The sequence below is a fragment of the Leptolyngbya sp. GB1-A1 genome, assembly GCF_039962475.1.
GTDB lineage: Bacteria > Cyanobacteriota > Cyanobacteriia > Elainellales > Elainellaceae > Leptolyngbya_A.
In genome coordinates this window covers 13,200-35,785 of sequence record NZ_JAMPLI010000050.1, presented here as the reverse complement: position 1 = coordinate 35,785, position 22,586 = coordinate 13,200, and the positions used below count along the sequence as shown (strand labels likewise).

17 protein-coding genes and 2 pseudogenes are annotated in these 22,586 nt (G+C 48.0%); 3 read left to right on the top strand and 16 right to left on the bottom strand.

From position 1 onward, the window contains the following. Positions 1 to 74 precede the first annotated feature (74 nt). The 7 genes from NDI45_RS26065 to NDI45_RS26035 form a co-directional block, all read right to left on the bottom strand. Entirely contained in the window at positions 75 to 749 is a 675-nt protein-coding gene (locus NDI45_RS26065; RefSeq protein WP_348249432.1) for a hypothetical protein, read from the bottom strand. After that, positions 739 to 1,437 carry a two-component system response regulator RppA gene (gene rppA / locus NDI45_RS26060; protein WP_190793051.1) on the bottom strand — a complete coding sequence of 233 codons (699 nt, stop codon included), beginning with the start codon at positions 1,435 to 1,437 and terminating at the stop codon, positions 739 to 741. Before rppA ends, NDI45_RS26065 begins: the two co-directional genes overlap by 11 nt. A 322-nt stretch (positions 1,438 to 1,759) precedes the next feature. Then, positions 1,760 to 1,897, bottom strand: coding sequence for a hypothetical protein (locus tag NDI45_RS26055; RefSeq protein ID WP_190793052.1), 138 nt, complete (start codon positions 1,895 to 1,897; stop codon positions 1,760 to 1,762). Positions 1,898 to 2,199: 302 nt separating this feature from the next. Then, positions 2,200 to 2,691 carry a hypothetical protein gene (locus NDI45_RS26050; RefSeq protein WP_348249431.1) on the bottom strand — a complete coding sequence of 164 codons (492 nt, stop codon included), beginning with the start codon at positions 2,689 to 2,691 and terminating at the stop codon, positions 2,200 to 2,202. A 97-nt stretch (positions 2,692 to 2,788) separates the two neighbouring features. After that, positions 2,789 to 5,923 (bottom strand): efflux RND transporter permease subunit, encoded by a 3,135-nt coding sequence (locus tag NDI45_RS26045; protein ID WP_348249430.1) that lies wholly within the window; start codon positions 5,921 to 5,923, stop codon positions 2,789 to 2,791. A gap of 62 nt (positions 5,924 to 5,985) precedes the next feature. Continuing rightward, on the bottom strand, positions 5,986 to 7,662 hold the full coding sequence (locus NDI45_RS26040; RefSeq protein ID WP_348249429.1) for an efflux RND transporter periplasmic adaptor subunit: 1,677 nt from the start codon (positions 7,660 to 7,662) through the stop codon (positions 5,986 to 5,988). 184 nt (positions 7,663 to 7,846) lie between these two features. Further along, positions 7,847 to 8,011 carry a hypothetical protein gene (locus NDI45_RS26035; RefSeq protein ID WP_190791268.1) on the bottom strand — a complete coding sequence of 55 codons (165 nt, stop codon included), beginning with the start codon at positions 8,009 to 8,011 and terminating at the stop codon, positions 7,847 to 7,849. A 436-nt stretch (positions 8,012 to 8,447) separates the two neighbouring features. On the opposite strand from NDI45_RS26035, the gene NDI45_RS26030 reads away from it, so the two are divergent. Next, positions 8,448 to 10,415: a heavy metal translocating P-type ATPase gene (locus NDI45_RS26030; protein WP_348249434.1), complete on the top strand. Its 1,968-nt coding sequence runs from the start codon at positions 8,448 to 8,450 to the stop codon at positions 10,413 to 10,415. Between the two features lie 17 nt (positions 10,416 to 10,432). On the opposite strand, the gene NDI45_RS26025 is transcribed toward NDI45_RS26030, so the two are convergent. After that, positions 10,433 to 11,011, bottom strand: a complete 579-nt coding sequence (locus tag NDI45_RS26025) for a Spy/CpxP family protein refolding chaperone (protein ID WP_348249428.1) — start codon at positions 11,009 to 11,011, stop codon at positions 10,433 to 10,435. Positions 11,012 to 11,154: 143 nt separating this feature from the next. Between NDI45_RS26025 and NDI45_RS26020 the strand changes: the two are divergent. Beyond that, a pseudogene (locus NDI45_RS26020) lies at positions 11,155 to 12,214 on the top strand (IS630 family transposase). 129 nt (positions 12,215 to 12,343) lie between these two features. On the opposite strand, the gene NDI45_RS26015 reads toward NDI45_RS26020, so the two are convergent. The 5 genes from NDI45_RS26015 to NDI45_RS25995 all read right to left on the bottom strand — a co-directional run bounded on the left by NDI45_RS26015 (position 12,344) and on the right by NDI45_RS25995 (position 18,930). Continuing rightward, positions 12,344 to 13,156: a hypothetical protein gene (locus tag NDI45_RS26015; RefSeq protein WP_348249427.1), complete on the bottom strand. Its 813-nt coding sequence runs from the start codon at positions 13,154 to 13,156 to the stop codon at positions 12,344 to 12,346. A gap of 260 nt (positions 13,157 to 13,416) precedes the next feature. Beyond that, on the bottom strand, positions 13,417 to 16,566 hold the full coding sequence (locus NDI45_RS26010) for an efflux RND transporter permease subunit (RefSeq protein WP_348249426.1): 3,150 nt from the start codon (positions 16,564 to 16,566) through the stop codon (positions 13,417 to 13,419). 102 nt (positions 16,567 to 16,668) lie between these two features. Continuing rightward, positions 16,669 to 17,859, bottom strand: a complete 1,191-nt coding sequence (locus tag NDI45_RS26005) for an efflux RND transporter periplasmic adaptor subunit (RefSeq protein WP_347277850.1) — start codon at positions 17,857 to 17,859, stop codon at positions 16,669 to 16,671. Positions 17,860 to 17,958: 99 nt separating this feature from the next. Further along, on the bottom strand, positions 17,959 to 18,306 hold the full coding sequence (locus tag NDI45_RS26000; RefSeq protein WP_348249425.1) for a hypothetical protein: 348 nt from the start codon (positions 18,304 to 18,306) through the stop codon (positions 17,959 to 17,961). A 210-nt stretch (positions 18,307 to 18,516) separates the two neighbouring features. Further along, positions 18,517 to 18,930: a MerR family DNA-binding protein gene (locus tag NDI45_RS25995; RefSeq protein WP_190791483.1), complete on the bottom strand. Its 414-nt coding sequence runs from the start codon at positions 18,928 to 18,930 to the stop codon at positions 18,517 to 18,519. A 140-nt stretch (positions 18,931 to 19,070) separates the two neighbouring features. Here NDI45_RS25995 and NDI45_RS25990 point away from each other — a divergent pair. Next, positions 19,071 to 19,610: pseudogene (locus NDI45_RS25990) on the top strand (IS6 family transposase); the annotation flags it as partial. Positions 19,611 to 19,708: 98 nt separating this feature from the next. On the opposite strand, the gene NDI45_RS25985 reads toward NDI45_RS25990, so the two are convergent. From NDI45_RS25985 to NDI45_RS25975, 3 genes are all read right to left on the bottom strand, one after another. Then, complete coding sequence (locus NDI45_RS25985; RefSeq protein ID WP_190791484.1) at positions 19,709 to 20,281, bottom strand: transposase; 573 nt, start codon at positions 20,279 to 20,281, stop codon at positions 19,709 to 19,711. Between the two features lie 412 nt (positions 20,282 to 20,693). Continuing rightward, positions 20,694 to 21,761: a ribosome small subunit-dependent GTPase A gene (gene rsgA, locus NDI45_RS25980; RefSeq protein WP_348249424.1), complete on the bottom strand. Its 1,068-nt coding sequence runs from the start codon at positions 21,759 to 21,761 to the stop codon at positions 20,694 to 20,696. 383 nt (positions 21,762 to 22,144) lie between these two features. Then, entirely contained in the window at positions 22,145 to 22,576 is a 432-nt protein-coding gene (locus NDI45_RS25975; protein WP_348249423.1) for an ATP-binding protein, read from the bottom strand. Between the last annotated feature and the right edge of the window lie 10 nt (positions 22,577 to 22,586).

The following is a 22,586-nucleotide window of genomic DNA, read 5'->3' as shown; positions in this document are numbered from 1 at the left end:
ACATACAACACACCATACTACATCACTCAAACCCCTATACGGTAAGCCTTCTAACCTCTCTTGCTACCCGACATCTAACGTGAGATCAACGACAAATAACGTGAGACGCGACAGACGGGCTGCATGGCTTGTCCGGCAAGCCACCAACTGGCAACCACAACGAGCAGCATGGCACTGGGCAAGCCAATCAGCAGACTCAGCCTGACCCAAACCATGTGCCCATCGAGTTCAGACAGCGATCGCCCGACCTGCATATATCCCCAGGAATCTTGATTTGCGGTTTTGAGCAGTAAGGACAGTTGCCGATAACGAGTTCCGTCAGGGGCTTCTAGCGTTTGCCAAAGTTCGGTTTCGATCTGGGCGGGTAAGTCAGTTGGCACCCGCCCCCCACTGGCTAATAACTGTCCAGACAAACTTAAGAAGCGAATGTAATAGCCATTCTCCTGGAATACTCCTAGGTAATGTAAGGCTGTAGAGTTAGATGAGCAATCTGTTCCAGCAATACATAGAGTCGGAACAAATTTTTGCACAACAGGCTCCAGTTTGCTGGGTTCTTGCAAAGAGGCTTCTAGTCCATCATGCAGCGTTCCAGCAACCGTTTCAATCCGGTGATTTAACTCGGAGAAATGGCTATGTGCCATTGCTTCATAAAAACCTACAGCACAAATCGTGAGAATAACTCCCATCGTTCCGGCATATAGCCCTGCTAATCGCAGTCGAGTGGTGTGAAAAATTTGGCTATGTTTCATGAGTATTGAGCTTATAGCCCAGGCCATAAACCGTTTCAATCAAATGATCGTAGCCATACTCTGTCAGTTTCCGCCGCAATAAGCGCATTTGAGCTGCCACCACATTGCTGTTGAAGTCTGCTTCCGCTTGCCAGATGCGATCAATGATTTGATCACGAGAGAGAATTTGATTGGGGTGTTGCATAAAGTATTCCAGCAGCTGAAATTCTTTAGCAGTCAGCAGAATTTTCTGTGACTCTCTTACAGGAGTGGAAATTGAAACCGTTGAGGTGCTGTAGTCGAGAATGAGGTTGCCAACTTGCAGTTGAGGGGGCTGAATTTGGAGCGATCGCCGCTGGAGCGCCCGCAGCCGAGCAAGCAATTCTGCCATGCCAAAGGGTTTGATCAAGTAATCATCGGCTCCGGCATCGAGTCCCATGACGCGGTCTTCCATTCGATCTCTTGCCGTCAGCAACAGTACAGGTAATGGATTCTGCTTGGCTCTGAGTCGTTGACAGAGTTCAATGCCAGATAGTCCTGGCACCAACCAATCAAAGATCGCAACAGTGTATGGAATCCGGGAACTTTCGAGAAACCGCCACGCTTCGGTACCATCCGTGACCCAATCCACTACATATTTCTTACGTTTGAGCGATCGCTCTAGAGCTGCACCCAAATCTGGCTCATCTTCAACAAGCAAAACCCTCATCTCAAGATCTTCTTAAAGATTTAACTGCTTTAAGCAATTCTAGTCGTAAAGCCCATATATTGTTTCAACAAATTCAATCCTTATCTTCTTTAGTCTAAAATCCTGAAATTTAGAGATAGCTTAATTCCTTAAAATGTTTATCAACAAACACTCTACTCAAATTAATAAAATAATCGAGTAGAGTATTCAAACAATCCGGTTAGTGAAACAGTGACAGTTTACCTTCAAAAACCTCCTAATGAAAGCAAGCGTTTTTGAAGCATTCAAAACTGATATTATTCACTGCACACTAGCTTTAATTCATAGCTCAAGAAGCTGTAAATTAGTTATTAATCACCTGTTCGCGATGATGGCGACGATGTTCCTCTTGAGAAGAATACTTCCCAGAAGTAGCATTAGCAGGCAGGATTGCAACAGCAAGAGTAGCAGCAATCAGACAGACAGAAATTACTTTCTTCATGGATATACTCCTTTTGGTTTCTTTTTTTAAGTATGACGAAAAAATGTGAAATGAGGATGAAACTTGTGATTGAAATTACACTTTCTACTGCAATAAACAGCTTGCATAATAAACGTAGCATGTAAGTTTTCACTACAAAGGTTTAGTATTTCTAGAATATATGGGTATTGTTACTGCTTAAAACCGGAATTCCATCTGATCAAATAAAGCTGCTTGTATTCCCAATTTTAAGATAGAGAATGCAAGCAGCCTGCCTTATTTAATTGTTAAAACGGCAGCTAAACTTCCTGATAAAAACCTATCTACTTAGTAAAACTAAAGCGTCCGTTCACTTTTTCACCGTTGATATCAGTGAGAACAGCAACTTTATATTCACCGGATGCTGCTTCAGACAATAACGCTGTGTAGTGCTTGCCCTGTGCATCATATTCAAAATCAACTTCCTTCTGAGAGCCATCGGGTAGCTGAACTTGACCTGTCACCGTTGCTCCTTCGATTGCCTCATGAGTATCACCAGATTGTAGGAAAAGATCCAAGTGGGTTCCGCTTGCTTCTGGTGCTGCAACTAGCTCTAAGTGATACGCTCCGACTTCAACCACTTGCCCGCCTTGAGCAGGTGCAGAATGGTCTGCCATTTCAGGGGATGCAGCAGGAGATTCGTCCACAGGGGAGCTTGCTACAGACGGACTTGCCGCAGGAGCGTCCGAAGCAGATTGCTCTCCACCACTAGCACAGGCTCCCAACAGCAGCCCCAAACTAACAGCAATAGCGGTAAAGAATTTGTTAACTTTCATGGCTTAGTTCCTTGAATGAGTTAAATGAAAAACTGACAAGATGAAGTCGGCTCTGACAAAGCAGTGTTAGTGGGTGAAAAAACTGCTGACCCAACGGTTAAACATTTCCTTGAATCCGCTCCATCTCTGGTTGAGAGACTTTGCCGTTCTCAACGACCGACCTTTTGGGGAAAAGGTACTTGCCGAACTTCGCGTAAAGCGCGGGTAATATCAGCAGCGTCAGGGCGGTAGAGGTAAATAGTCCACCCAAAACAACGATCGATAGGGGTTGCAGTAGCTCTTTTCCAGGTCCACCTGCTAAGACAAGGGGTGCTAATCCTAACGCTGAGGTAAACGCCGTCATCAGAATGGCGTTGAGCCGTTCCATCGATCCTTGGATCAGGAGGTCTTTCAACGGCATTCCGGCGGCAAACTTGGTGTTGTAGTTGTCTACCAGCAGCAACCCATTTCGGGTAGCAACCCCAAACAGCGTCACAAACCCTACCAGCGAGGCAATCGACAAGATGCCTCCCGTCAGTGCAACAGCGATCACGCCGCCAACCAACGCTAGAGGCAGGTTAATCATAATCATGGCAGTGGAAGCCACTGATTTCACCGAGAGATACATGATGATCGTAATCACGACAAAGGCGATCGCGCTGAAGAGCAAAATGTTTTGAGATGCCCGTGCTTCCGCTTCAAATTGTCCTGCGTATTGGATGTAATAACCCGCAGGAATCTGCACCTGCTGATTAACCTTTGCCTGAATATCGTTTACGACAGATCGCAAATCTCTTCCTTGAGCGTTAGCGGCTACCACAATCAAGCGAGAGACGTTTTCACGGTTAATCGTGTTCGGTCCTGTGCCGTCTTGAACCGTTGCCACCTGAGCCAGCGGAATTTTATTGCCACCGGGCGTATCAACCATTAAGTTACCAATCGTGTCCAGGCTTTGGCGGGCTTCTGGTTCCAACCACACCACTAAGTCAAAGGTTTGCTGTTGTTCTAAAACTTGTGAAACCACTCGTCCATTGAGCGCTGTTTCGATCGTTTCTGATAGTTGCCCAATGGTTAAACCATATCGGGCAGCAGCAACGCGATCGAACTGAATCTGAACTTGTTCAACTGGAATCTGTGGTTCAAGCTGGAGATCAACAATGCCCTCAACCGATTGCATCACATCATTCACTTGCTGTCCCAGAGTACGAAGTTGTTCTAATTCAGGTCCAAAGATTTTGACGGCAATCGCGCTTCTGACCCCTGAGAGCACTTCGTCCATGCGGTGGGAGATGAAGCCCCCCACGTTGGGTGCGGCTCCCGGCACTTTGCTAAACTCCTCGCGCAACAGCTCCACACTGGCTTCGCGGTCTCTCATCCCTATCTCGCTCAACTCCACGTCCAGGTGAGTTAGATTCACACCTGCGGCATCAGCATCGCCGGCTGCCCGTCCTGACCGCACTTGAATGCTCTGAAAGTTAGGATTATCCTTCAGCTTATATTCCAGTACGGATGCAGCACCGTTCGTTGCGTCCAACGATGAACCGGGATAAAGCAGCAGCGTGTTGACCAACGATTGCTCCTGAAATTCTGGGAGAAAGATGCGTCCAAATGAGGGCACAACGATCGCCGCCGCCACTAGACTTGCCACTGCAATGCCTAAAATAACGGTCGATCGCCGCATTGAAAATGTGAGCAGTGGTAAATAGATTCTTTTGAAGAACCGAGCAACCCAGGGTTCGCGTTCAGGCAGGCGACCATAGGGCAGCAGAATCGCGCAGAGCGCAGGCGTGACGGTCAAGGCGACAACGCTGGAAGCTAATACCGCTGCCAAGTAGCCCAACCCCATTGGGATGAAAATGCTGCCTTCTACGCCTGTGAGTGCAAAGATAGGAGAAAAGACGACGATCGTAATAATGGTGGCTCCAAATACGGAATCGCGCACTTCCTGACACCCCTCAAACACGACCTCTAATACAGGGCGGGGATGGGGAGAGTATTTATTTTCTCGCAGGCAGCGGTACACGTTTTCGGCATCCACGATCGCATCATCGACGGCAGACCCAATCGCCACTGCCAATCCTCCCAGTGTCATGGTGTTCAAGCCCTGTCCGAGCCAGTTGAGCGCCAACACACCAACCAGTAAAGACAGAGGCAGCGCCGCCAAACAGACCGCCAAGTTGCGCCAGTTCATTAAGAACGGAATCAAGATTAAGGCGACGATGATGCTGCCTTCGATTAAGGCTGTCCGGACATTTTCGATCGACGCATCAATATAAGTCTCTTGGCGAAAGGTCGTGTCTACCTGGATCCCTTCTGGCAACCCAGCTTTTACCTCGGTCATTGCGGCTTCAACGGCGCGGGTGACGGTCGGCGTGTCGGCTTGGGGCTGTTTGTTGATGATCGCCACGACCGCTTTTTGGGTGTTGACGCTGGCATCTCCGCGCTTCACGGCTGCGCCAATTTTCACATCGGCAACATCTGTGATTCTGACAGGTGTGCCACTGCGAGCCGTAATCACAGATTGCTTCAAGGCTTCAATGTCTTCGATTCGCCCGATGCCTCGAATCAGTTTTTCGCGATCGGGCGTAATCAAATACCCCCCTGGCGCATTCACGTTTGCCGCCGCCACTGCTTCTGATACGTCTTGAAGGGAAACGTTGAACGCCTGTAGTTTTTCTGGGGATACTAGAACTTGGTACTGCCGCTCATCGCCACCAAACACGATGACTTGCGTGACTCCTGGCACTGCTAGAAGGCGATTTGTGACTTGCCAATCAACAATTCGCCGCATTTCCATCAAGTCAATTGTCTGGGATGTGAAGGCATAGGTGACGATCGTGCCAATGGGCGAACTGATGGGTGCAATTTGCGGGGTTTCAATCCCTTCTGGCAGTTTGCTTTCAGCAGACTGCAATCGTTCCGTCACAAGCTGTCGGGCTTGATAGATATCGGTGCCCCAGTTGAAAACTACTCTCACCACTGAAATACTGGCTGCACTGGAAGACCGTACTGCACTCACGCCTGGTGTGCCATTGATTGCGCTTTCGATCGGCAATGTCACCAACGATTCCACTTCTTCTGGAGCCAGTCCCGGTGCTTCCGTTTGGATTTCGACCTGCGGTGGTGCAAACGTGGGGAATACATCCAGCGGCATCTGAATAATGGTGCGAAAGATCCAGATAGTTAGGATCATTGCGCCCGAAATCACCAGCCAGCGGCGGGCGATGGCCCATTGAATGATAGAACTCAGCATAGGAATTTAATTGTTAGTAGGGCGATCACTGACTAAATTAAGAGCGATCGCTAGGACGCAACTCAGTGATGCTGGTGAGGCGGAGTTCGAGCTTCAGACTCTGGCTGATGAGCCTCTACTGAGCGGAGAGCAGGCTCATAATCAGACCTGGACTGAGCGTGATGTCCGTTGTGAGAATCTTCTAAATGTTCCAGTTGGTTAATCGTTGCAGTGAGTTGCCTGCGGTTGCGACGATTGGACCAGAAAGCACCTGCAACAAACGTACCGATCGCTAGCATCCCGCCTCCTAGGATGACAACCCACCACGGCAAAGGGGCACGCACTGTAGTTGCTTCGGCTGCTTCAGCTTGCTCTGGCTCTGCCGTGCCACCTCGTAATGATTGAGCGTATAGTTGATTCGCCCGTTGAGTCACAACTCGATCGCCATCAAACAGTCCGCTTTTCACTTCAACCAAGTTTCCAGCCTGTCTGCCCAGCGTTATTTCTATGGGCTGAAAGGTGTTGCCGTTCTGGACAAAGACAAGCTGCTGACCATTTGCCTCAACGATCGCTGACTCAGGAACGACGACAACGGGTTCTGGGGTGCGGTCAGTTAGCACTTCCAGTTCAGCAAACATTCCTGGTTTGAGTGCTCCATCAGCGTTGTCTAATTCTGCTTTTACTGGCACAACCCGGCTGTCTCCTTCGACAGCTGATCCAATCGTAGTGATCCGTCCTTCAAATACCTGATTGGGAAGACCTGACACTGTAACCCGTACTCGCTGTCCCTGAGCGACCTGACTTAGATCCTTCTCATAGACGTTAGCAGTTGCCAGCACCACGCGATCGTCCACGATAGTCATCAGGATTGCGCCCGCATCCTGAGCCGATTGACCGAGCGTGACTTCGCGATCAGCAATAGTGCCTGTAATAGGGGCTTTGATGGTAATCGTGCCATCTGAATTTGCCTCTGCTCCCAATTGTTGCAGTCGAGTTCTGTAAGTGACTGCACTCAGTTGAGCACGAGATTGGGTAACCTGAACAGCCGTTTGAGCACGCTCTAATTCAGTTCGAGCTTCCAATACCTCTAGCCGACTTTCAGCCTCAGTCAACGCTTGTCGTACCGTTGCCAAGTGCGCCTCCGACTCCAAGAATTCTCGTCTGGGAATTGCTCCCTGCTCTGTCAGTTCTTTGTCGCGATCGTATTGCTCTTGAGCAACTTTCACCTCTGTCCGAGCCTGATTAATGGCAGCTAAAGCAATCTGCTGTTGTTGCTCATAGGTTTGTTGCGCCAATCGCAAGTTGGCTTGAGCCTGTTGCACATCCCCCTGCCGCTCTGCAGAATTTTCTAGTGCAGTAACTCTTAGATCTGCCAGTTCGCCGCTGGTGATCACAGCTAAGGGCTGCCCCACTTCAACAGTTTGCCCTGGTTCCACCAACAGCTTGACCACTGTTCCACCTACAGGGTTCGTAACTCTTACCCTTTTGCTAGGGGAAGCTTCAATTTGTCCGGTTGCTTGTACCCCAAATGCTAACGCTTGACGGGCTACGGGTTCTACTTTTAATCCCATCCGCTCTGCTGTTTCAGCATCAATGTCGATCGCGCTTGCTGACTGAGCCGACTGATTCTGATGAAACTCGTCACCGTGCCCTGTATGAGCGAATACTTCAGATGAGGTCATTAGCAGCAGCAGGCTAAGACACATTCCAGCAAAGCGATCTCTTGTCATTAGATCAGAGCGTTTGGGAGTAAGAGCCATCGGCATTTCCTGAGGCAGGGGTAACAGTACAGGTTCGAAGTCTTCACAAAAGTTGAAAAGCAGTATTGCATGGAAATATCAAATCAGGATGAAATTTGTTTCTCCTGAAGCCACCTTGTTCATCTCCTAAATTAGAGCAGCCTTCTCCAGGGCTACTTTGAATTTAGAGAATAGAAATTGCCAACTATCGTCGGGGAGTAGGATTAATTATCTGACTGGTATCAACAGTAGTATTGCCAAGATCAGAAGGATTGGAATCGTCAGAAAGCAGTTTTTGAGCTTGGGTTGTTGCTGCAAACACAGCACTAAGATCAGCAGCAAAGAGACTTGCGAGAATCAGACGTTTCATAGAAGTTCACTCCTTCGCAACAACTGAATTTGTAGTATTTAGCACAAAAATTAAAATCAGCATGAACTCTTAGCACTTCCTCTTTCATAGTGGTTAGATTGAGGTGCAATGAAATTAGCAAACCAACTCATGAATAACGAATTATAAATAAAATTAGAAACCTCATCCCCGTTTCACTTTTATGTGGTATTTGAGAATTAGGAGCATCGATACAGCAAAAGGTACTTCTGTCTGAGATGGTGATATCTGGTTTCGCATCATACTTCTAGCATTTACAGGGGGGGTTATGCAGCATGACCATCATCACGGGCATCAAAATTCTGGCCCCCAAGGAAGGCATCACGAGCTTCAGCAGGCAGAAGAATATGTTGGGCATCATGAACACCAACAACAGCTTGCGTCAGCACGAGATCACCATGCGGGACACGGCAACCACATGGGTCACAATAAACATGCCGGTCATAGCCCAGAAATTTTCAAACGTCGATTCTTTATCTGTTTGCTACTGACCCTGCCCGTCCTTTACTTTGCATCTCACTTTCAAATGTGGTTTGGCTATCGAGCCATTGAGTTTTCAGGTTCGGGCTGGGTTAGCCCACTCCTAAGTACCATCATCTACTTTTACGGAGGTTGGGTTTTTCTTAGAGGAGCCTGGTATGAGCTACGCAGTCAGATTGGAATGATGACGCTGATTGCGCTAGCGATTACGGTGGCATTTGTTTACAGCGTAGCAGTTACCTTAGGCTTAGAGGGAGAATCTTTTTATTGGGAACTGGCAACACTGGTGGATGTAATGCTTTTGGGGCATTGGATTGAAATGGCATCGGTACAGGGAGCCAGCCGTGCATTAGAGCATTTAGCCGATCTAGTCCCTTCTGTTGCTCATCGCCTAGTGAATGGACGCATTGAAGATGTTTCGGTGAGTGATTTGAGTGGAAATGACACGATTTTGATCCGTCCTGGCGAACAGATTCCAATTGATGGAGAAGTAATTGAAGGCGGCTCCAGCGTCAACGAAGCCTTCCTAACAGGAGAATCACGTCCCGTAACCAAGCAGGTTGGTGACGAGGTGGTTGCAGGAGCAGTTAACAGTGAAGGTGCACTAACTGTAAGAGTGACCCGCACTGGAGAGCAGACCACATTAAGTCAAATTATGCGCTTGGTAGAAGAAGCACAAACCTCTCGCAGTCGATACCAGGCGTTAGCCGATCAGCTTGCCTACTGGCTTACCTTGGCTGCAATTGGGATTGGTACATTAACGTTTGTCGTTTGGTTGGCAGTCGGTTCAACCCTCACGTTTGCCATCAACCGTGCAGTCACCGTTCTCGTGATCACCTGTCCTCATGCGTTAGGATTGGCGATTCCTCTGGTGCTGGTTAACGCCACTTCAATGTCTGCCAAGCATGGCATTTTGGTTCGTAAACGAGAGGCATTTGAGCGGGCACGTAACATTCGAGCAATCGCCTTCGACAAAACGGGCACGCTCACAGAGGGGCGATTTGGCGTACAACATATTTTCACAGAAGGGATTGGAGAAACAGAAGCGTTAGCGATCGCAGCAGCTCTAGAATCACTATCAGAACATCCTCTAGCACAAGCGATCGTGCAGGAAGCCAACAACCGTCAGTTGGAGCTACCCAAGGGAAGTGAATTTAAGGCCGTTGCAGGTAAAGGCGTTGAAGGAACAGTCAATGGTAAACGCTACCGGGTCGGACGACCCGAATGGGCAGAAGAATTGGAGTTAACTGTCTCGAATCCAATTCGAGGAGGACTAAAGACGGCAGAATTACAAGGAGAAAGCGCAATTGTATTGCTTGACGATCGCCAAGTTCTGGCGTTGTTTGGACTAGCAGATCAAGTACGTGAGCAAGCCCGTGTTGCAGTACAACGGCTGCAAGAGATGGATGTACAGGTAGTGATGATTACCGGAGATGCGGAAGCAGTGGCAAAGACCGTTGCCGAGCAGCTAGGAATCGATCGCTACTATGCCCGTGTATTGCCCCAAGACAAAGCTGCACTAGTCCGGCGACTCAAGGCAGAACAACCGACCGCTTTTGTCGGTGATGGCATTAACGATGCTCCTGCCTTATTTGAATCTGATCTAGGAATTGCGATCGGGGCAGGAACCAATGTGGCGATCGAGTCTGCGGATTTGGTTCTCGTGAAGAGTAACCCATTAGATGCCACTTATGCCTTGAAACTCGCGAAAGCAACCTACAGCAAGATGATTCAAAATCTGTTCTGGGCAACAGGTTACAACGTGATTGGGATTCCCCTTGCTGCAGGAGTGGCTTATCCTTTAGGAATTTTGCTCTCTCCGGCTGTTGGGGCTTTATTTATGAGTGTCTCCACTGTTGTGGTTGCTATTAATGCCATGCTGCTACGGCGCGTGAAGTTGGGATAGGAAGAGCGATCGCCTCTTCAATGATGGTGTGCTGGAGAATTAGGAGTAGGTTGAACCGACGCATCACTATAACCTCGCAGTTCGTCATATTTGGCAATTTGCTCAGGTGAAAGTAACCGTTGAACTTCCAAATGGGGTTGCAGATGGATCACTCGATATTGACCATACAGCATTGCTAACTCCTGAGTTTGCTCTTCAATTTCGGACTCTGAAATCGTTCTTTGAGCAAAAGCATTACTGAATTTCCGTTCAAGTTCAACAATGTTCTGCCCGACTTGTTTCGCTTCTGTATTCATCTGCCTAAATATGGCTTCGATCTGCTGCTCTTGTTCTGAAGACAAGACTAGTTCTTGTCTCAAATCTAAGACGTGTCTAGGACCTGGATAGCTGTTCAATTCAGCAGTACGAGCATAGCCTGCTCCTCGTCCATTTAACAGATCATTAATTTCCTGCGTACTCAAGCCTCGAATAGAGCTACCTATCTGTGTTACGTAGGGCGATTGTGTATGGGATAAGTTAGATACGTTCAAACTAGCCAATGCCGCAATGCTGAGTGCGCCAACGGCTGCAATGCTGATACCTAATTTCAACTGCATATCTGGCTCCTAAGAAAGATTGGCTCATCTCCATCGGCACTATAAGACAAAAAAATCAAACCAGGATGAAATGTTAGCGTAAGTAGGCAGTCGAAATTAAACGTAAGATAGAAGGGAGCACCCCCTCTAGAATTTTGTCAGTTATGCCTGCCCCCGTACATGTTCAATTGAGTGCAGAAGAAGATCGAGCGTTGAGCGAATTGCGGGTTGCGACCACAGTTCCTCAACGGACTCGTGATCGGGCACACATGCTACGATTGAATGCCCAGGGCTGGACCGTTCCTTCCATTGCCGAGATCTTCGAGTATCAGGAGAACACGGTGCGCCAAACGCTGCGCCGGTGGCAACAAGATGGCTTAGGGGGACTGTGGGACGCGCCTGGACGGGGAGCTAAACCCAAATGGCAAGAGGCTGATTTGCTCTATCTGGAACAATGCCTGGAGCAGGAGCCGAGGACATACAACAGTCTGCAACTCGCCTTGAAACTGAAGCAAGAGCGGCAACTAGAGCTGAGTGCTGAGCGAATTCGTCGAGTGCTCAAAAAAAGGGGTTTGTGTGGAAACGGACAAGACAGTGCCAACGAGGTCGGCAAGACCCTGAGGCAAAAGCTCTGAAGCAAGCGGACCTAGCTACGTTGCAACTAGCGGCACAGGAAGGGCACCTGGATCTCAAATACCTGGATGAATCGGGATGTTGTTTAGAGAGTCCTGTGAGTTATAGCTATGCTCGCATTGGGACACAAAAACGGATTGAGCAGGTGAAGACCTACGGAGATCGCATCAGCATTCTCGGCATATGGCAGGTGGAGGAGTCGTTTGACTATGCTTTGGGACAAGGCAGTTTTACCAAAGAACGGTATGTCAAAGTGATGCAGCAGATTGCCCTCAAGTGCGAACAGACCTTGCAGCAAACAGGACGCATTACCGTCATTGTTCAGGATAATGGCTCTGCCCATACCAGTTACCTTGCCCGTGAACACTGGCAACAATGGCAAACCCAAGGGTTATATTTATTTTTTCGCCACCCTACAGTTCAGAAATGAATTTGATTGAGACACAGTGGCATCAACTCAAAACGCATGAAATTGCGGGTAGAAACTTCGACAATGAGTATGACTTAGCGAATGCTATTATTGAAGGCATGGAGCATCGCAGTCAACAAGGTGGGTGGACATTGGAGCGTCTTACGCTTAAATCTGCCTAGCTACTTACTCGCTAACGTTGCCTTCCCTCGGTTAAGGAGAAGGCAATACAGGATGTTGGTGATGGACGATGGAGCCGTGAGTCTGATCAGCATAATCCCAATCATGCAGCCAGAAGCGGAGATATGATACTACTCAACGACCTCTACCCAAAAATCAGCCGTAATAATTTCACCGTTGCGATTGAACTGTCCCCACAATTTGTACCTTCCGGGCTGTGGAAAGCGTGTTGCAAAGTGAATTTGGTTTGCGGGGGTATTCTGCACAGCGTGAGCATGAATGTAGTTTTCTCGCGTTAAAGTAGGAGATTGACGCAGAATGACCAGATGTCCTTTTTCACCCAAGTAAGGCTGTAAATCAGTAACGGGTTGATAACTGGCTGCATCTTGTAGGTTAAAGGGCAAAACAACCTCTTGCCCTGCTCGGACTGTGGCTTGGTTTGGAGCAAAACCAACAATAGTTTCATTAAAAGTTTTGGTACGGCTCCAATCGGCCTGAGCCACAGGAGCAGTATTTCCAGCAACTTGGGTTTTCAGCACAGAAACTTGCTCAGGTTGTCCTGTCGGTTGATAGTCGCTGAACAGCGTGTAATTGCCGGACTGAGGAAACTGTACTTCAACCTCAAATCGTCCATTGCCTTTGTACACAGGATGAAGATGTTGGAAGACTTGCAAATCATCGCTGACAGCAATTAGGTGCATAACCTGCTCTTGGAATTGATCGAACTGGGCGAGCGCTTTTCCGTTCTCATCCTGTACATCAATCTGAAGGATAGTGGAAGCATTAGGAGTAATCACACCAGTCGTTATGAGCTTTGCCTGAGTTGATGCAGAAGTGTTTGCATGATCACCTCCATGCTCACCATGACTTGCAGTGTGAGTTATAGGATGACTGTGATTTGTTTCTTCTGCATGAGCCGCCTTTGGATGAGTTGTGGTTGTCATAGTGGGTTCCTCCTTAACTTGAGCAAGTTGTGTGCAACCTTGAGCAATGGATAATGTGCTGACAATGGCGATCGCAGTAATAAACCGATTCATTTCTACATCTGAAATAGATTCAACAAGGTGGGTATTAAGGTGTATTGAAAAAGCTTGGAGTTAAGTAGCTTTCTTGAGCAGCTAACTTTTTAACCCTTGTTGTAATCCTAGAGTCTCTAGTTAGCTAGAGAGTCAAGCCCTCAATCGAAAATTTTTGCCTAATTTGACTACACCCACTCATCAACGGGTTGAATGGTTTTTGGTCGTATCATTCGCTCTCGAATTTTGCCGATCACAATGTAGAGAACAGGAACAACAAAGAGACTGAGAAACGTGGTGACGAACGTACCACCAAAGACTGCGGTTCCCAATGACTGACGACTAGCAGAACCTGCTCCAGTAGGAAACAACATTGGATAAGCTCCCAGTAAAGCGGCGATCGCGGTCATCAAAATGGGGCGCAGGCGATCTTGAGACGCTTCAATGATGGCTTTTGTCAGGGGTAATCCTTGCGATCGTAGCTGATTGGCAAATTCCACCATGAGAATCGAGTTTTTGCTGGCTAGTCCAACTAACATCAACAGCCCTACCTGGCAATAGATGTCGTTATACAATCCCCGCATCCACTGTGCTGATAATGCGCCTAAGACCGCCAGGGGTACAGACAACATAATGATCAGCGGATCAACAAAGTTATTGTATTGGGCTGCTAAAACGAGAAATACGAAGAACACACCCAAGCCAAAGATTAACGGGGCTTGCCCACCTGATTCCAATTCTTCTAAGGAAATCCCAGACCATTCAAAGTCCATGTTAGCGGGAATGACTTCAGCCGCAAGTTTTTCCATGATCTGAATCGCTTGCCCAGAGCTATAACCCGGAGCAGCAGCCCCATTGATTTCAATGGCACGATGCAGGTTGTAGTGGTTAATGGTTTGAGGACCTGTTGTGGGAGTGATAGTCACCAAATTACTGAGAGGAATCATCTCTCCCTGATGCGATCGCACATACAACTGACCAATATCATCTGGATTAGACCGAAACTGCTCATCTGCCTGGACATACACTCGATAGGTGCGACCAAAGGCGTTAAAGTCGTTGACATACCGGGAGCCAATGTAAGTTTGCAGGGTGTTGTAAATTTCCTCAACAGACACCTGGAGGGCTTCTGCTTTATTGCGATCAACCTCAATTCGTAACTGTGGAGCATTGGCGGTGTAGGTGCTAAAGACTCCTTGCAATCCAGGGGTTTGGTTAGCGCGAGTCAGTAATTCCATTTTGATTTGATCTAGAGCGCTGATGTCACTAGTGCTACGATCGCCCCGATCCTGCAACTGAAAGACAAACCCTCCAGTGCTGCCGAGACTGGGAATTGTGGGAGGATTGACCGCTAGGACTGGAGCTTCAGGAATTCCCATCAAAGGTGCCTGCACCCGACTCAAGATAGCAGAGACAGACTGTTCTGGCTCTTGACGCTCATCCCAAGGCTTTAGAGGGGCAAACATTAATCCTCGGTTGGGCGTATTACCACTAAAGCCAACCCCGCCCATTGCAAACGTACCTTGAATCTCCGGCTGTTGGAGTAAGATTTGCTCTGCTTGCGTCACAATCTGTCGGGTGTAGTTGAGGGAAGCACCATCGGATGCCTGAATTAGGTTAATAAAGTACCCCTGGTCTTCCTGCGGCAAAAAGGCTTGGGGAACTCGCAAATATAGCCCTACCGTCAGCACCAGTGAGGCGATAAACAAGATCATCACGACTTGCTTGAAGCGGGTGAGAACCTGAAGCGATCGCTGATATCTATGCCGTAGCCAATTCAGAAATCCATTGATTCGCTTTGCCAACCACCCCAAAACTCCACGGGGTCGTGCCTGTTCCCGTAGTAGGAGAGCAGATAGGGCTGGCGTTAGGGTCAAGGCATTGAAGGTTGAGATGGCGATCGAGAAGGTAATGGTCAGGGCAAACTGCTTGTACAGTTGTCCAGCCGTTCCGGGTAAGAAGCTTACCGGAATGAAAACTGCCATTAGCACAATTCCACTGGCAATCACAGAGCTAAATAACTCACGCATCGCTTCCGCCGTGGCTCGAATCGGACTTAATCCCTTCTCTTGAATTAATCGAGTCACATCTTCTGCCACCACGATCGCATCATCCACTACCATGCCCGTTGCCAGAGTTAGACCAAACAATGTGAGGCTATTGAGGGAGAAATCAAACAGTTTGACAAAGGCAAATGTACCAATTAACGACACGGGAATTGTAACCGCCGAAATAATGGTCGTGCGCCAATCTTGTAGGAACAGAAAGATGACCAGTACAACCAACCCAACGGATTGAAGTAGCGTGATGATTACTTCTCGGAAAGATGCCTCCACAAACAGAGAGGAATCATAGGGAATGTCATAGCTCAATCCGGGTGGAAAGTTTTGTGACAGTTGTTGCATCTCCGCTTTGACGGCTTTGGCAATCTCTAAAGCATTGCTGCCCGGAATTTGCAGAATTTGGTAGCCGACGGCAACGTGTCCTTTATAGCTGGCGAACGTGCTGTAGCTCTCAGCTCCTAATTCAGCCCGTCCTACGTCTTTAAGCTTGACGGTTGTGCCATCGGGATTCGCTTTGAGGATCAAATTTTCAAACTCACCTGCTTCTTTTAGGCGACCGTCTGTTTGCAAGTCGATTTGATACAGTTGTCCATCGGGGGCGGGGGGTTGTCCAATACTACCAATCCCCAATTGCAAATTTTGCTGATTCAGGGCAGTGATCACATCTTGAGCGGTCAGGCTGCGGCTGGCTAGCTGTTGCGGATCTAACCAAATTCGCATGGCATAACGGCGATCGCCAAACGCAACCACATTGCCAACACCGGGAATTCGCCGCAGTGGATCCAGCACATACAGGTCGGCATAATTGCTGATGAAGGTGTCGTCGTAGCGGTCATCTTCGCTGTAAAGTGCCATTGCCAGAACGATCGCACTCGATTGCTTGGAGACCATCACCCCGGTTTGTCGCACCACCTCAGGTAACTGGGGTTCAGCTTGCAGTACCCGATTTTGCACATCAGAGTCCGCTACACTCAGGTCATACCCTTGCTGAAACGTGATGATAACTCTACTGGTGCCATCGTTGCTGCTGGTGGAACTGATGTAGCGCATCCCTTCTACCCCGTTAATCTGTCGCTCCAATACAGTTGTCACAGTATCTTCAACGACTTGAGCACTGGCACCCACATAATTTGCGGTCACTGTAATTTGGGGTGGGCTGATGTCGGGGTACTGCTCAATGGGCAAGGTTGGAATGCTAATCAGCCCAACGATGAGAATAACGAGCGCGCATACGATCGCAAAGACGGGTTTCTTGATGAAAAAATTGACAAACATATCGAATACCCAGGGAATGAGGTGGGTTAGATCCTGCGTGAGACGAAGCGTAAGGAAGATAAGTGTTGAATCTTGGAGGGATTTTGCTGTAGAAGTTTTGCCCTACTGTGGCGCGATCGGGGTTCCTTCTCTCAATGCAAATAGATTGGAGACAATGACCTTCTCTCCTGGCTTTAATCCGTTCAGGACATGATATTTGTTTCCATCAATGCTGCCCAGTTCAACTAACCGTTGTCGAGCGACCAATCCAGTTTTAGAGGATTCCGCGACAAATACAAAGGTTTCTCCACCTAAGCGCGTCACAGCCGTTGTTGGAATTTGTACACCTTGTTGTTGGTTCCAACTCACGTTAGCTCTGACAAATTGATCCGTTCGCAGTTGTCCATTTGCGTTGTTCAGCAAGGCTTTTACTAAAACGGATTGTGTTGTGCCAGCCGTATTAGGCGCAATGAAAAAGATTTTACTGGTGCCGAGATGTTGTCCTTGCCCATTCGTAATATCTACAGAACTACCAATTTGAAGGCGCGATGCCTGTTCAGCCGGAATTGAGAAATTCACTTCAAGCTGGTCATTCTCTGCAACGCTTAAAAGTGATGTGGAGGTATCCACAAAGTCACCGACTTTGACTGGAATATCGCCCACCACTCCAGCAAACGGAGCTGTAATTTGGAAGTATTGCAGCTGCACCTGCTGTGCTTGAATGCGTGCCTGTGCTTCTTGAACTGCCTTCTCAGCCCGGGCTACAGCCGCTCGCTGTGCTTGAATCTGTTCATCAATTGCTCGCAAACTTGCCTTGGTAACTTCTAACTGGCTGGCATACTGATCTCGCGTTTGCTGAGAAACAGCTCCTTCGGTGGCAAGAGCAACGTATCGATCGTGCTCAACTTGGCTCAGTTGCATCTCTGCTACTTTGGACAATCGCTCAGCTTGTAGCGATCGCAGTACCGCATTCGCGTTATCAACGTTCGCCTGAGCCGAAGCCACACTCGCATAGGCACTGTTAACAACCGCTTGCTGCTCAGAGGGGTCAATCTGAATTAACGCTGTTCCAGATGCTACCCGTTGTCCAGGACTTACTAGAATTTGGGTAATTTGACCTTGAGTGCGGGGACGCAATGTTACAGAACGGCGGGATTGTAAATTTGCCACAAATTCTGACCGCTCCTCAATCGTTTCTGCCTGTAATGCAATGGTTTTAACAGGCATCGGTGCTTGTTGAGCCGTTGCAGTGGCTTGATCATTTGGAGGCAGCACACGCCACCAAGCAATTCCACCGCCACCCAGTAGGAACACAATGAGGAGTAACCCGAGGGGCGCTCGCTTTCGTGAATCCTTTGGCAATGGTTGTAAATCGTTTTGAGAAGATGTTGGAAGTTCAGATGATTGCATAGTTCACCACCGTTCAATTAGAGGTGGATTGAAATCGCTCGAATTATTTCCAGAGGACTTGGGTTGAGCATAATAACGCTGTTCAATCCAGGCACGAACTTCTTCTTCAGACACAGCGTGGAAGCGAGTTCCGGTGAGTGGATCATCAATAATCCACCAGGTATTGCCATTGCGATCGGTCTTCTGCCAGATGAATGGATCTGAGTTTCTGAGCAGGGCATGGGCGATCGCGTTAACGGTGTGATTGAACCAATCGCTAACTCCCTCAAACTGGGGTCTAAACCCATCTGAGAGTTGTGATGGCTCCTTTTTCTCTGCGTAACCATTGAATGATTCAAGATAACTTCTCATGGCAGACCTCCAATCAATCGAAGTTTTCCAACTAGGATTAGCGTAAATTCTCTAGTTGGCTGGAGAGTCAATAGAAGCAATCAAAAAAGAATCAAAATTAAACAAAAACACGGCTTGCTTATTCTAAATATGATTTCAAAATAGCACCAACAAGAATAGCCTATGTTTTTATAACGCATAGGCTGAAAAATTATTAAACTCAAAGAGTTTTTATGCTCGTTCAATAATCGGACAGATTGTTTCTTCAGGATGCTCAGGAATAGCTTCCCAACCAGATAGAAGCCCGTTCAACTCCTGCTTCAGAATCTGTAATTGCTGGATTTGCTGCTCAATTTGTGAGAGCTTATCTTCTAGTTTCACTTTGATGTGATCGCACGGTAAATCACCTTGATCATGCACTTCTAGAAATTCTTTGATCTCTAACAGGTTTAACCCTAAACTTTGAGCGCGTTTGATAAACCGCAAACGACCAAATACATCTGAGTTGAACAGTCGATAGTTGCCTTCTGTTCTGCCAAAAGTTTTGAGCAACCCTAACTCATCGTAATAGCGAATCGTTTTGATTGGCAGTCCGCTCTCTTTCGCAACTGAACCAATCCGTTGTAACTGTTCTTGGGCTAGCATAGCTACCTCACTAATGCCATGCTTTCATTCTAAACTCTCTAGTAGGCTGGAGAGTCAAGAGGAGCGATCATCCCCTCCCCTCAGAGCCTGGCTTACTTGACTCATATTGAAGCTTCGGCAGTCACCTTGCCATTGTTAGAGCCCCAGAACTGGACAAACGCATTCGACCTCACTTGAAGCCGACAAACGACTCGTGGCGCGTGGACGAGACGTATATCAAAGTCAGGGGAGTGTGGAAATATCTGTATCGTGCTGTCGATTCGGAGGGGAATACTCTGGACTTCATGTTGAGTGCCAAACGAGATGGCAAGGCAGCGGCACAATTTTTCCGTAAAGTGCTTAAAGCACAGCATACTGGGTCTCCACGAGTCATTAATGTGGACAAGAATGCAGCTTATCCAGTGGCAATGGAGGCACTTCAAAAAGATGGAACGATTGAAAAAGAGACCGACTTAAGGCAGAGCAAGTATTTAAACAATGTAGTTGAGCAAGATCATCGGAACATTAAGCATATCGTGAAGCCGATGATGGGATTTAAGTCGTTTAATAGTGCCAGAAGAACCTTGAGTGGCATTGAAGCGATGAATATGATTCGCAAAGGACAAGTGAATGGAATTAACCAAGGGGATAGTATCTCTCAATCGAAGTTTATTGAAGTAATCTTTGGAATTGCTGCTTAAGGGAATGCAGACGATACCAATCGTTTGTCCCTAATAAGTTTTTGCGACACAACTGGCTTGTCTACCCTACCATTGACCCGTTTTTGCGACACAACCATTTAGCGTCTGAGTTGGGACTTGACCGTCGTGCTTTTGGGTAAGCGCAGGACGAATCCGACCCGTTGTTGACGCAACCAATCGGCAAGCGCAACGCTGTGGAACTCCCGGTCTCCCAGCACAATACAGCGATAGCGCTGCATCAAACTCAACACCGGCCGCAGAACGGTTTGTTGCTCGAAGAGCGAACTTGAGCCGCAATGGTCGAGGCAATCCCAGAACAGTGGGATAGCTCGCTTCTTGTAAACGACGCTGACCATCAGCAGATTATGATGTTTCCACTGAGTCCGGTCAATCACCAGCGATAGCCGTTGCCCTCGATGAAACTGTTGCTTGAGCCAATATTTGAGGATCGGAAACCACAAGGTTTTGATATTCAACTGGGGAAGTTGCAGAAACCGTTGAAGATTCCGCCGCCGACTTTCAAACTGAATGGGTTGAGCAAATAAGGTGGCTAACCGCTCAATGCTCACGCAACGTTCCCGTTGCAGCAGGGCGACCAGCATTTGCAGGGTTATGAATTGAATTGAACTCAGTTGCGTTTGTAGACAAGCCTGATAAAATGAAGGCAACATTTTTTGAAATTGAGGGTGATTCTTCGGATTCACCCTATTTTTTCGGCTTCAGATCATCTCTGTCTGCTACCAGCCTTACCTTTCTGCCTCGCTGTCACCCCCTGAGGGACACTGTTTCTGTCAGTTGTATCGTTGCTTGCAAGATTTCAGTTGATTACGACAGGTCGCGTTAGCTTTTAGGTCAACTCCATGGGGCAGAGTATACCAGAGTACTGTACTCGCAGGATTCAGAAGGCATCTAAAGGCGGAAGCTGGAGCAAAGCATTAATCGCAGCGATCGCCTTTGCCATTCGGTGTTCATGAGTACCTTGCACTGTGTACACGAGGCGTACTGGTAAAATATGCCAAGTTGGTTTCCACGAGTAGTTTGGGTGTGATAATGGATTAAATCCATAGAGTATTAAGCGAACCATCATTCCCGGTATTTGGGGTGGTTGCGGAGCGATTTATGAATTTTCTTCCACCGCTCCTTCTCTGCCAGAGTTGCTCGTTGGTCTTGCTTGCGAGCCAGATAGTATAGTTCTCGCTGCAACTTTTGATAGTTCAGGAACCGTCCTTGGTCGAGATGTCCGTCAGCGAGTGCCTGTTGAATGGCACAGCCGGGTTCCTGTTGGTGCTGGCAATCTCGAAAATGACACTGCTGCGCCAATGTTTCAATCTCTGGAAATGTTTCTGTCAATCCCTCAGCACCTGACCATACTTGAATTTCACGCATTCCCGGTGTGTCAATCATTAATGCACCCGAAGGGAGCAGAATTAATTGTCGATGCGTGGTGGTATGTCTACCGCGATCGTCTCTTCGCCGAACTGCCTGAACTGTCTGTAGTGGCTCACTGTTCAATTGATTTGCAATCGTGGATTTACCCACACCCGATGACCCCAGCAGGGCGATCGTTTTTCCGGCTTGTAGGTAGGATTGGAGCGCATCCATTCCCTGTTTTTGTGTGGCACTTAAAGCAATAACTGGAACACCAATGGCAATCGCTTCTATCTCTGCCAGTCGTCGTTCAACGTGCAAACAGAGATCTACCTTGTTCAATACAATCACCGGGCTGGCACCGCTTTCCAATGCCAGAATCAAATAGCGTTCGATCCGTCTCGGATTCAAATCACCATCCAACCCAGAAACGAGAAATACGGTATCGACATTGGCAGCAATCACCTGTTCCTCAGTCGTACTACCTGCAACGTTGCGAGAAAATTTGCTCTTGCGTGGCAAGATTGCGTGAATTGTGGCGCGATGGTCTATCGAACTGGACTGAATCACCACCCAGTCTCCAACGGCTGGGAAGTCCTGAATGCCAGTCGTTTGATGCCTGAGCTTACCAGAAACTGCTGCCAGTTGCTCCCCCTGCTCCGTGTAAAGCAAGTAAGAATTACGATGTTCAACAGCAACTCGACCGACCGCAAATCCTTGGTCGTAGTAAGATCTAAAGCTGCAAGCATAACGATCGCTCCAGCCTAATTGTTCTAAATTCATTGGATTTCCTTTCTGTGATAACTTGTACAGTGCAAGGTTCACAGAAGAGTTCGAATCATCTTGCCGAAATGGTGCAGGAGTGAACGAGACTCACTGTGGCTTGCGATTGAAGCGTGAGTGTCTTTGCCGTGACGCGATCGGCTACGAATACAGTCATCCTCCACCTCCTTGAGAATTTCTATTTCATATAGAGAGACATCACCCATACCCTAACCAATTCCTGATTTTTTGAATCAATTTTGCTGTAAATTTTGGTTTCAATTAGGCAGGACGCCTCGAAGTTTTGCAGCAATCAACGGGGCGAACAGGAGTCTGTCCTTCCTCCAGCCGAAATACCGCCCGCAAAGTCCCCTGCAGGGAAGGAGAACAGTGAAATCCCTACTTCAGGCGGCTAAAGGCGGAAATACAAGCAAAGCATCAATCGCTGCGATCGCCTCTGCCATTCGCTGCTCATGTTTTCCCTGCACGGTGATGTACGGCTTGCTTTTCTGGTTCAGTACCTCAATAAACCACTGGTGCATCTCCAGCCGAATCTCTTCACCCTCGCGCGTCCCGTCCTGCACAAAGGCAAAATCAGGAGCAGTCAGAATGTACAGGTCATAGTGACAACGCTCAGCAATCCGTTCAACGGCTGGGCAATAAGTTCCTCGGTAGCGGCGATGCCAGACGTGGGTTGCCAGCGGGTCAGTATCACAAATCAGCAGGCGGTTTGCCCGCATCGCCAGATCCGTTTCCCAAGCTGCCTGTCCCTTCGCAATCTGCACAAACTCGTAGGTTTGCCACTGGTCGGGTACTGATGCTCCTATAGATGTCAAGTCCTTTTTG

What these genes read in the sequence shown, in the direction of transcription:
- NDI45_RS26010 (WP_348249426.1), bottom strand. Translation starts at nt 16,566, where the DNA reads ATGTTTGTCAATTTTTTCATCAAGAAACCCGTCTTTGCGATCGTATGC.
- rsgA (WP_348249424.1), bottom strand. Translation starts at nt 21,761, where the DNA reads ATGAATTTAGAACAATTAGGCTGGAGCGATCGTTATGCTTGCAGCTTT.
- NDI45_RS26035 (WP_190791268.1), bottom strand. Translation starts at nt 8,011, where the DNA reads ATGAAACGTCTGATTCTCGCAAGTCTCTTTGCTGCTGATCTTAGTGCT.
- NDI45_RS26000 (WP_348249425.1), bottom strand. Translation starts at nt 18,306, where the DNA reads ATGAGAAGTTATCTTGAATCATTCAATGGTTACGCAGAGAAAAAGGAG.
- NDI45_RS25995 (WP_190791483.1), bottom strand. Translation starts at nt 18,930, where the DNA reads ATGCTAGCCCAAGAACAGTTACAACGGATTGGTTCAGTTGCGAAAGAG.
- NDI45_RS26065 (WP_348249432.1), bottom strand. Translation starts at nt 749, where the DNA reads ATGAAACATAGCCAAATTTTTCACACCACTCGACTGCGATTAGCAGGG.
- NDI45_RS26050 (WP_348249431.1), bottom strand. Translation starts at nt 2,691, where the DNA reads ATGAAAGTTAACAAATTCTTTACCGCTATTGCTGTTAGTTTGGGGCTG.
- NDI45_RS26055 (WP_190793052.1), bottom strand. Translation starts at nt 1,897, where the DNA reads ATGAAGAAAGTAATTTCTGTCTGTCTGATTGCTGCTACTCTTGCTGTT.
- NDI45_RS26015 (WP_348249427.1), bottom strand. Translation starts at nt 13,156, where the DNA reads ATGACAACCACAACTCATCCAAAGGCGGCTCATGCAGAAGAAACAAAT.
- NDI45_RS26030 (WP_348249434.1), top strand. Translation starts at nt 8,448, where the DNA reads ATGGGTCACAATAAACATGCCGGTCATAGCCCAGAAATTTTCAAACGT.
- NDI45_RS26045 (WP_348249430.1), bottom strand. Translation starts at nt 5,923, where the DNA reads ATGCTGAGTTCTATCATTCAATGGGCCATCGCCCGCCGCTGGCTGGTG.
- NDI45_RS26025 (WP_348249428.1), bottom strand. Translation starts at nt 11,011, where the DNA reads ATGCAGTTGAAATTAGGTATCAGCATTGCAGCCGTTGGCGCACTCAGC.
- NDI45_RS26040 (WP_348249429.1), bottom strand. Translation starts at nt 7,662, where the DNA reads ATGGCTCTTACTCCCAAACGCTCTGATCTAATGACAAGAGATCGCTTT.
- NDI45_RS25985 (WP_190791484.1), bottom strand. Translation starts at nt 20,281, where the DNA reads ATGTTGCCTTCATTTTATCAGGCTTGTCTACAAACGCAACTGAGTTCA.
- rppA (WP_190793051.1), bottom strand. Translation starts at nt 1,437, where the DNA reads ATGAGGGTTTTGCTTGTTGAAGATGAGCCAGATTTGGGTGCAGCTCTA.